This window comes from Mesorhizobium sp. M1A.F.Ca.IN.020.03.2.1 (genome assembly GCF_004023205.1).
GTDB lineage: Bacteria > Pseudomonadota > Alphaproteobacteria > Rhizobiales > Rhizobiaceae > Mesorhizobium.
Window position 1 is genome coordinate 1 of the sequence record NZ_RZSV01000213.1, and the last position, 9,395, is coordinate 9,395.

Annotated in this window: 10 protein-coding genes; 6 read left to right on the plus strand and 4 right to left on the minus strand. The window is 63.3% G+C overall.

Translation table 11 applies throughout. From position 1 onward, the window contains the following. The 3 genes from EOA79_RS25405 to coaA form a co-directional block, all read left to right on the plus strand. A partial coding sequence (locus tag EOA79_RS25405) for a HisA/HisF-related TIM barrel protein (protein WP_128293407.1) occupies positions 1–546 on the plus strand: 546 nt, incomplete at its 5' end. A gap of 9 nt (positions 547–555) precedes the next feature. Beyond that, the gene (locus EOA79_RS25410; RefSeq protein ID WP_095825516.1) at positions 556–879 is read left to right on the plus strand and encodes a phosphoribosyl-ATP diphosphatase; all 324 of its coding nucleotides are present in this window, start codon (positions 556–558) and stop codon (positions 877–879) included. An 84-nt stretch (positions 880–963) separates the two neighbouring features. Next, positions 964–1,923: a type I pantothenate kinase gene (gene coaA, locus EOA79_RS25415; protein ID WP_067002907.1), complete on the plus strand. Its 960-nt coding sequence runs from the start codon at positions 964–966 to the stop codon at positions 1,921–1,923. Positions 1,924–2,037: 114 nt separating this feature from the next. Here the strand turns inward: coaA and EOA79_RS25420 are convergent, their stop codons facing one another. The 4 genes from EOA79_RS25420 to EOA79_RS25435 all read right to left on the minus strand — a co-directional run bounded on the left by EOA79_RS25420 (position 2,038) and on the right by EOA79_RS25435 (position 6,057). After that, positions 2,038–3,162, minus strand: a complete 1,125-nt coding sequence (locus EOA79_RS25420) for a phosphatase PAP2 family protein (protein WP_095825515.1) — start codon at positions 3,160–3,162, stop codon at positions 2,038–2,040. 58 nt (positions 3,163–3,220) lie between these two features. Continuing rightward, positions 3,221–3,841 carry an alpha-ketoglutarate-dependent dioxygenase AlkB gene (locus EOA79_RS25425; protein ID WP_095825583.1) on the minus strand — a complete coding sequence of 207 codons (621 nt, stop codon included), beginning with the start codon at positions 3,839–3,841 and terminating at the stop codon, positions 3,221–3,223. 85 nt (positions 3,842–3,926) lie between these two features. After that, complete coding sequence (arfB, locus tag EOA79_RS25430; protein WP_095825582.1) at positions 3,927–4,364, minus strand: alternative ribosome rescue aminoacyl-tRNA hydrolase ArfB; 438 nt, start codon at positions 4,362–4,364, stop codon at positions 3,927–3,929. A gap of 82 nt (positions 4,365–4,446) precedes the next feature. Further along, complete coding sequence (locus EOA79_RS25435) at positions 4,447–6,057, minus strand: phosphoenolpyruvate carboxykinase (protein ID WP_067323873.1); 1,611 nt, start codon at positions 6,055–6,057, stop codon at positions 4,447–4,449. A gap of 341 nt (positions 6,058–6,398) precedes the next feature. Between EOA79_RS25435 and EOA79_RS25440 the strand changes: the two genes are divergently transcribed. From EOA79_RS25440 to EOA79_RS25450, 3 genes are all read left to right on the plus strand, one after another. Beyond that, positions 6,399–7,100, plus strand: a complete 702-nt coding sequence (locus EOA79_RS25440) for a response regulator transcription factor (RefSeq protein WP_127335684.1) — start codon at positions 6,399–6,401, stop codon at positions 7,098–7,100. Positions 7,101–7,216: 116 nt separating this feature from the next. After that, on the plus strand, positions 7,217–9,001 hold the full coding sequence (locus EOA79_RS25445; RefSeq protein WP_067323871.1) for a sensor histidine kinase: 1,785 nt from the start codon (positions 7,217–7,219) through the stop codon (positions 8,999–9,001). Between the two features lie 25 nt (positions 9,002–9,026). Next, a partial coding sequence (locus EOA79_RS25450; RefSeq protein ID WP_128293409.1) for an HPr kinase/phosphorylase occupies positions 9,027–9,395 on the plus strand: 369 nt, incomplete at its 3' end.

The following is a 9,395-nucleotide window of genomic DNA, read 5'->3' on the forward strand; positions in this document are numbered from 1 at the left end:
GTGCGCCAGGTGGCCGACATCCGAAGGCTGCTTCTGGCCGGCGCCGACAAAGTATCGATCAACACGGCGGCGGTGAAGAACCCGGATTTCGTCGCGGAGGCTGCCGACAAGTTCGGCAACCAGTGCATCGTCGTCGCCATCGATGCCAAGAAAGTATCGGCTGCCGGCGAGGCCGACCGCTGGGAGATCTTCACGCATGGCGGGCGCGAGAAGACCAGCATCGACGCGGTCGAGTTCGCCAAGAAGATGGTCGATCGCGGCGCCGGCGAGATCCTGCTGACCTCGATGGACCGCGACGGCACCAAGGCCGGCTACGATATCGCGCTGACCCGCGCGATCGCCGATGCCGTGCGTGTGCCGGTCATCGCTTCGGGCGGCGTCGGCACGCTTGATCACATGGTGGAAGGCATCCGCGATGGCCATGCCGGCGCCGTGCTTGCCGCCTCGATCTTTCATTTCGGCACCTACACCATCGCCGAGGCCAAGGCGCATATGGCGGGCGCCGGCCTGCCGATGCGGCTGGACTCGACCGTTCATCGGACTTAATCCACTGCTATGGCTCAATTTTCGCTCGCCGAGCTGGAAACGATAATCCATCAGCGCGCCCATTCCGGCGACCCGGACTCATGGACGGCAAAACTGTTCGCCAAGGGCATGGACAAGGCGGCGCAGAAGCTCGGCGAGGAAGCGGTCGAGGCCGTGATCGCCGCCGTTCGCGGCGACAGGCAGGCCCTCGTTTCGGAAAGCGCCGATCTTCTATATCATTGGCTGGTCGTCCTCGCGATCGCGGGCATTCCGCTGGAGGACGTGGTGAAGGAGCTCGAGGGCCGCACCGGCCGCTCGGGCGTCGCTGAAAAGGCGTCCCGGCCCCGGGGCTGACCGCTAAAGACGGATAGAGCATGATGTCGTCCGAAAACCGCTCCACACTTTTCGGCATCATGCTCTAGGAGGGCAGGAGACTCGATGGACCAGCTTGCTCCGACCGAGAAATACTCCCCCTTTCGTTTCTTCTCGGCCGAGCAATGGTCGCAGTTCCGCGCCGACACGCCGCTCACGCTGACCGAGGACGAGATCGACCGGCTGCGTTCGCTCAACGACCCGGTCGACCTCGAAGAGGTCAAGCGCATTTATCTTTCGCTTTCCCGTCTGCTTTCGGCGCATGTCGAGGCGAGCCAGCTGCTGTTCAGGCAGCGCCAGGCCTTCTTCAACGCGCAGGACGTCGTCAAGACGCCGTTCATCATCGGCATCGCCGGCTCGGTCGCCGTCGGCAAATCGACCACCGCTCGCGTGCTCAAGGAATTGCTGGCGCGCTGGCCGTCGAGCCCGAAGGTCGATCTCATCACCACCGACGGCTTCCTCTTGCCGAACGAGATCCTGCGCCGCAACAATCTGATGGAGCGCAAGGGCTTTCCAGAAAGCTACGACGTCGGCGCCCTGCTCCGCTTCCTTTCCGGCATCAAGTCGGCGCAGCGCGACGTCCGGGCCCCCGTCTACTCGCACCTGACCTACGACGTCATTCCGGGCGAGTTCGTCACCATCGACAGGCCGGACATTTTGATCTTCGAAGGCATCAATGTTTTGCAGCCGGGCAAGCTGCCGAAGGACGGCAAGATCGTGCCGTTCCTGTCGGATTTCTTCGACTTCGCCATCTATATCGATGCCGACGAGAAGCTGATTCACCAGTGGTACACCCAGCGCTTCATGCGACTGCGCGAGACTGCCTTCCGCAACCCGGACTCCTTCTTCCACCGCTATTCGCAGCTGTCGGAGGATGCCGCCCGCGCCATCGCCGAGGGCCTGTGGAGCAACATCAACCTGAAGAATTTGCGCGAGAACATCCTGCCGACCAGGGCGCGCGCCGACCTCATCCTGCGCAAAGGCGCCAACCACCTGGTCGAAGAGGTGGCATTGCGGAAACTCTGATCGAATCCGGCGGACCGGCGCCTAAAGCGCATGGCCCTGGCGTCGATTCAGGCGACGCGCTTTCAAATTAGTCTTTGTTCTTAGTCGGCGGCAGCTTCGACAGGGAGCCGGGTCTCAGCAGACCGTAGCGGCGGCCACGGGACGGTTGACGGCTCCGATCGGCATGTTCGGCACGAGGCGACGGTCCGCCGGGATCAGCTTGCGAGCGACGATGTAAATCACAGACACGACGATGACGGCGACATAGCTGTCTATTGCATAGTGCCATGCCAGATAGACCGAGCTGACAGCAACAAAGGCCACGTAGAGCAGAGCGAAGGCGCCGAGGAGGCGGCTGTATTCGCGAACGAACAATGCATTGAGCATTGCAAGGCCGACGTGAACGCTGGGAAACGCCGAGATACCCGTGGCAAAACCGGTCTGCTTGGCCTCATACAGCGACCATAGATACTGCTGGTAGGCGGCCGCGGAGTTGCTCGACCCAGCCCCGCGGGCCAGGAATGCAAGCTGTTCACCAAACCGCGCCGTGTCTCCCGTGACCGCGCCGTAAAATGCCGGACCCGCCGAGAGGAACAGCGCCGCCAGGATGTTCCCGACCAGGATCCAGACTGCCATAAAGCAGGCGAGATAGCGCGTTCGGGCCGATGCCACCATGGGCGATGTCGCGACGAAGAACAAGCCGACGAAATTCAGCAGAAACCAGAAGACGTTGTAGTTCCATTCTATTATGGCGCGCACCAGATCACTTTCGGCCACGGAGTAGAGCCAGCGCCACGGATCGGCGCCCAAATGGAGGAAAGCGTCGATGTCGGCGTGCAGGACATCGAATTGAAAACCGCCTTGCCAGGCCGACATTCCGTTCTTCACGGACGTGAAATTGCCCTGAAAGATCATGAGCGCCATCAGAAGGCACAATCCCGATAGCGAATATGCCAACCGCCCGGTCGAAAACACTCTTTTCGCAACCAAACGTCGCCGGGAATTGAAGCGATGCATAATGAGAATTGCGTCGGCAAGGATTGCTATTGTGGGCAGTGCGAAGCCGTTGAGGGGAATCCAGGACCCGAAATATATCGAGAACGCGAGGCGGTCGGCGGCGCCAATCGCGTTCAGAAAGATCAGCCCGGCCAAAACATAAATGACGATGGCCAGATAGAGGCCCGAATCCCTGCGAACGAGTTGGGCTGCCTCCGTGACGATTGCCCACAGGCCGCGGAGGACCGAATAGCTTTGCGACATTGCCGAGCCCCACGCTGCAATAGCTGCCCGTCTTTATGAGGAAAACTTCTAGATTTCGTTAGCTTGCGGGCACCGTTACCCGCCGCAGCGTCAGATTGATACGGCCGCCACTCCTCAACAGCGCCGAGGTCGCTGGGTAGATGCGGTCAACGCCGTGGAAACAGAGGCGTCCCTCCCCGCCAAGCACGACGACATCGCCGCTCTTCAGCCTGAACGACTTGGTGCCGCCTTCGCGCGTGGTGTGACCGACCCGAAATAGGCAGTCGTCGCCGAGCGACACCGAAACGACGGGTGCTGCGAAATCCTGCTCGTCGCGGTCCTGGTGCAGGCCCATCTTGGCCTCGCTCGAATAGAAATTGACGAGGCAGGCTTCAGGCGCGTGCGGATAGGCCGACACCTCGCGCCACACTTTTATCAGGGCTTCGGGGATCGGCGGCCAGGGCTCGCCTGTCACCGGGTGCATCGGCTGGTAGCGATAGCCGCGCTCGCGGTCGGTCACCCAACCGAGCGTCCCGCAATTGGTCATGCGCACGCTCATTTCCTTGCCGGTGCGCGGCATGGCCGGCACATAAAGCGGCGCCGCCTGCACGATGCGCCTGATCTCCTCAACCAGCGCTTCCTGCTCCGTGCGCGACAGATAGCCCGGCATATGGCGAACGCCCTTGGGCAGAACGAGCATGGCATTCGATCCGATCAATTCGTCCGAGCATGCCACCGCAGAACGGCTTCGCGACCCGAAAGCGGCCGTCGTCGGATGTCGGCCCCTAGTCGCTTTCAACCCGGCCGCGCAGCTTCTTGACCGTCGAGCGCCCGGCCTTGGTCTTGAGGCGCCGCTCGACGGCGCCCTTCGAAGGCTTCGTCTTCTTGCGCGGCGGCGGCGGCGGCTCGGCCGCCTTGGCGACCAGTGCCGTCAACCTGGCTCGCGCGTCGGCGCGATTCTGTTCCTGAGTGCGGAAGCGCCCGGCCTCGATGACGATGACGCCATCCTTGGTTGCGCGCTGGCCGGCGAGCTTGATGGCGCGCTCCCGCACCCGCTCCGACAGGCCCGGCGCATTGGCGGCGTCGAAGCGCAGCTGGACGGCGGTCGCCACCTTGTTGACGTTCTGGCCGCCCGGCCCGGAAGAGCGGATGAAGTCCTCGTGCAGGTCATCCGGATGGATGACCGCATCACTGGCGATGATGATCGTGTCGTCGGCATTCATGCGCACAGTCATGGCGCGGCGGCGGGAAAAAGAAAAGGCCCGGCCCAAGCCGGGCCCTGGAGGAAGATGTTCGGAGCGGCAGCTATTCCGCCGCCTCCTGCAGGCGCGGTGCCGCGCCGCGGATGGCCGCGTCGACATGTGTTTCGAATTTCTCGAAGTTGGCGGCGAACATGTTGACCAGCTTGGAGGCCTGCCTGTCATAGGCCGCCTTGTCGGCCCAGGTCGAGCGCGGATCGAGAATGGCGCCGTCGACGCCCGGCACCGCCACCGGCACCTCGAAGCCGAAATTGGCATCGGTGCGGAATTCGGCGGCATTGAGCGAGCCGTCGAGCGCCGCGCCGAGCAGGGCGCGCGTCACCTTGATCGGCATGCGACGGCCGGTACCATAGGCGCCGCCGGTCCAGCCGGTGTTGACCAGCCAGCAATCGACGCCGTGGCCGGCGATCAGCTCGCGCAGCAGATTGCCGTATTCTGACGGATGGCGCGGCATGAAGGGCGCGCCGAAGCAGGTCGAGAAGGTCGCCTCGGGCTCAGTTATGCCCTTTTCGGTTCCGGCGACCTTGGCGGTATAGCCTGAAAGGAAGTGATACATCGCCTGCGCCGGCGTCAGCCGGGCGATCGGCGGCATGACGCCGAAGGCGTCGGCCGTCAGCATGATGATGTTCTTCGGATGGCCGGCGCGGCCGGTCCTCGAGGCATTGGGAATGTAGTCCAGCGGATAGGCGCAGCGCGTGTTCTCCGTGAGGCGGCCGTCGTCGAAATCCGGCGCGCGGGCAGCGTCGAGAATCACATTCTCCAGCACCGTGCCGAAGCGCTGCGTGGTGGCGAATATCTCAGGCTCCGCCTCGGCCGACAGCCTGATCGTCTTGGCGTAGCAGCCGCCTTCGAAGTTGAAGATGCCGTGCGGCCCCCAGCCGTGCTCGTCGTCGCCGATCAGTGTGCGCGATGGATCGGCCGACAGTGTCGTCTTGCCTGTGCCGGAAAGGCCGAAGAAGACGGCAGCGTCGCCGGCGGGTCCTTCGTTGGCCGAGCAATGCATCGGCATGACACCTTTTTGCGGCAGCAGGTAGTTCAGCACGGTGAACACCGATTTCTTCATCTCGCCGGCATAGGACGTGCCGCCGATCAGCACGATCTTGCGGGTGAGATCGACCGCGATAACCGTCGCCGCGCGGGTGCCGTGGCGGGCCGGGTCGGCGCGGAAGGACGGCAGGTCGATGATCGTCATCTGCGGCACGAAGCGGTCGAGCTCGGCGGCTTGCGGGCGGATCAGGAGATTGCGGATGAACAGCGAGTGCCAGGCGAATTCCGTCACGACGCGAACCGGCAGCTGGAACTCGGCGTCGGCGCCGCCGACGAGATCCTGCACATAGAGATCCTTGGCCGCAGCATGGGCGCGGAAATCGGCGAGGAGCGTCTCGAACTGCGCCGGCGAGATCGCCTTGTTGTTTTCCCACCAGACATGCGGGGCGGTGCTGTCGTCACGCACGACGAACTTGTCCTTCGGCGAGCGTCCGGTGTGCTGGCCGGTCTCGGCAACCAGCGCGCCCTGCGCGGTCAATTTCGCCTCGCCGCGGCGGATCGCTTCCTCATAGAGCTCGGCAGCGCCGAAATTATATCGCACCGTGCCCGTGGTCTTCAGGCCGATCGCGTCAATGGCGCAGTCGGGGTTGCGTTTGCCGGCTTCCGACATCAAATTTCCTCTCCGGATTTTGGCCGCGTCTGACCGGTCATTGCCGGAACGCGCAAGGGACTAATTAGGGTCAGAACCAGAAAAGGCGAATGATATCAAATCATTAATCGATTTAAAAATTTTGAAAGTTGTTTAAATCGTTTATATGTGCAAAAAATCACAGAGGTTGCCCAAAGGATTGGCAGGCTTCGTTCGTCCAATCCGGTTATGGGTGCGATCGTGTGTAGCGGCAGGCCGCCCGTGACTTCGGACAAGGCCCATGCCACATTTTGTACCCAATTTGTCCTGCAAAAGCCCTTTCTCGACGACAGAAGGGACAGCTCATGAGGGAGCCGCTTGAAATGGCAACAATCGCGCTTGTCGACGACGACCGAAATATTTTGACTTCGGTGTCGATCGCGCTCGAAACCGAGGGCTACCGCGTCGAAACCTACACCGACGGCGCGTCGGCACTCGAAGGCCTGGCGGCGCGGCCGCCCAACCTCGCCATCCTCGACATCAAGATGCCGCGCATGGACGGCATGGAGCTGTTGCGCCGGATGCGGCAAAAATCCGACTTGCCGGTGATCTTCCTGACCTCGAAGGACGACGAGATCGACGAATTGTTCGGCCTCAAGATGGGGGCCGACGACTTCATCCGCAAACCGTTCTCGCAGCGCTTGCTCGTCGAGCGGGTGCGCGCGGTGCTGCGCCGCACCAGCGCCCGCGAGGCGGCCGCCAAGGCGCCCAGCCAGCAGGCGCGCTCGCTCGAGCGCGGCCAACTGGTGATGGACCAGGAGCGGCACACCTGCACCTGGAAGGGCGAGCCGGTGACGCTGACGGTAACCGAGTTCCTGATCCTGCATTCGCTTGCGCAGCGCCCCGGCGTGGTAAAAAGCCGTGATGCGCTGATGGACTCGGCCTATGATGAGCAGGTCTATGTCGACGACCGCACCATCGACAGCCATATCAAGCGGCTGCGCAAGAAGTTCAAGGCCGTCGATGACGACTTCGAGATGATCGAAACCCTTTACGGAGTCGGGTACCGGTTTCGGGAAGCTTGATATAGTGAATAGTCAATGGTGAATGGTGGATGGTGCGAGCGGCCCACTGGGCTCTATCTAAGCGCCCCATTTTTCCATTCGCCATGCACCATTCACCGGACAGGGACTGCTAGTTGATGGCAGTGGACGCAGAGCGAGGCAGGCGGGCGGGCGCGGCGAAGCGCCCGTCGCGTATCGTGCCTGCATTCCTGTCGAAAATCACGGTGCCGATGCGCCGCTTCCTCGGCCACCACATCTTCTCCAGCCTGACGCGGCGCATCCTGTTTCTCAACCTGGCCGGCCTTGCCGTGCTGGTCACGGGCATCCTCTACCTCAACACCTTCCGCGACGGGCTGATCGACGCCCGCGTCGAAAGCCTGATGACGCAAGGCGAGATCATCGCCGGCGCCATCGCGGCCTCGGCGACGGTCGAGACCGACTCGATCAGCATCGATCCGGAAAAGCTGCTCGAGCTGCAGGCCGGCGAAAGCCTGGGGCCAGGCTCGGACCAGCTCGACAATCTCGACTTCCCGATCAATCCCGAGCGCGTGGCGCCGGTGCTGCGGCGGCTGATCTCGCCGACCCGCACGCGCGCCCGCATCTACGACCGCGACGCGAACCTGCTGCTCGATTCGCGGCATCTCTATTCGCGCGGCCAGATCCTGCGCTACGACCTCCCGCCTGTCGACGACGAGCAGCCCGGCCTTTTGGAGCGCGTCGAGAAATTCGTCTTCGACTTCTTCCGCAACAAGGACCTGCCCGTCTATCACGAACAGCCCGGCGGCAATGGCGCGGCCTTCCCCGAAGTGGTCAAGGCGCTGACCGGCAGTCCCTCGACCATCGTGCGGGTAAGCGAGCAGGGCGAACAGATCGTCTCGGTGGCGGTGCCGATCCAGCGCTTCCGCGCCGTGCTCGGGGTCTTGATGCTGTCCACCGAAGGCGGCGACATCGACAAGATCGTCGCGGCCGAACGCAAGGCGATCCTGCGCGTGTTCGGCATCGCGGCGCTCGTCACGGCCATCCTCTCGCTGCTGTTGGCCTCCACGATCGCCAATCCGCTGCGGCGGCTGTCGGCTGCTGCCGTACGGGTGCGGCGCGGCGTCAAGAACCGCGAGGAGATCCCTGACTTCTCCGACCGTCAGGACGAGATCGGCAATCTGTCGATCGCGGTGCGCGACATGACAAACGCGCTCTATGCGCGCATCGAGGCGATCGAAAGCTTCGCTGCCGATGTCTCGCACGAGCTCAAGAATCCGCTGACCTCGCTGCGCAGCGCGGTCGAAACGCTGCCTCTGGCCAAGAACGACACCTCACGCGAGCGTTTGATGGAAATCATCCAGCACGACGTGAAGCGGCTCGACCGGCTGATCACCGACATTTCCGATGCCTCGCGGCTCGATGCCGAATTGGCGCGCGAGGATGCCTCGACGGTCGACCTGAAGAAGTTCATCACCGATCTTGTCGCGGTCTCGCGCGAGACGACGCGCAACAAGAAGTCGGTCGAGATCGAGCTCAAGGTCGCCAAGCTGCCGCAGGGCGTCAAAGGCTATGTCGTCGTCGGCCATGATCTGAGGATCGGCCAGGTCATCACCAACCTGATCGAGAACGCGCGTTCCTTCGTTCCCGAGGAACACGGCCATATCACCATCTCGCTGGCGCGCGCCGGCAAGTTCAACATCGTCACCGTCGACGACAACGGTCCGGGCATCAGAGCCGAAAAGATCGATCGCATCTTCGAGCGCTTCTATACCGACCGGCCCGCCGGTGAGGCCTTCGGCCAGAACTCCGGCCTGGGCCTGTCGATCAGCCGCCAGATCGTCGAAGCGCATGGCGGCACGCTGACGGCGGAAAACATCCCCGGCACCAAGCCGGGCGAGATCAAGGGCGCGCGCTTCGTGGTGACCCTGCCGGCCGAAGGCTGATCTCCGTTCCCAGACAGAAACGATCATGTCCGATCCTGCCGTGAAGCCCGAAAATATCCACGCAACGGCGATCCTGATCGGCGATCGCGGCGTCCTCATCACCGGGCCGTCCGGCGCCGGCAAGACGACGCTGGCGCTGACGCTCATCGATCATTGCCGGGTGCGCGGGCTGTGTTCGCGACTGATCGGCGACGACAGGCTGCTTGCCGCCCCGCGTCACGGGCGGCTGGTGTGCCGGGCGCCGGCCACCATCGCCGGTCTCGCCGAAGTGCCCGGCTTCATTCCGAGCCCGCTGCCGTTCGAGCCGGGCGGCGTGATCGACCTGCACGTCCGGCTGGTGCCGAAAGAGGAAATGGCCCGCTTCCAGGAAGAAATCAGCGAGCCGGTCGCGGGC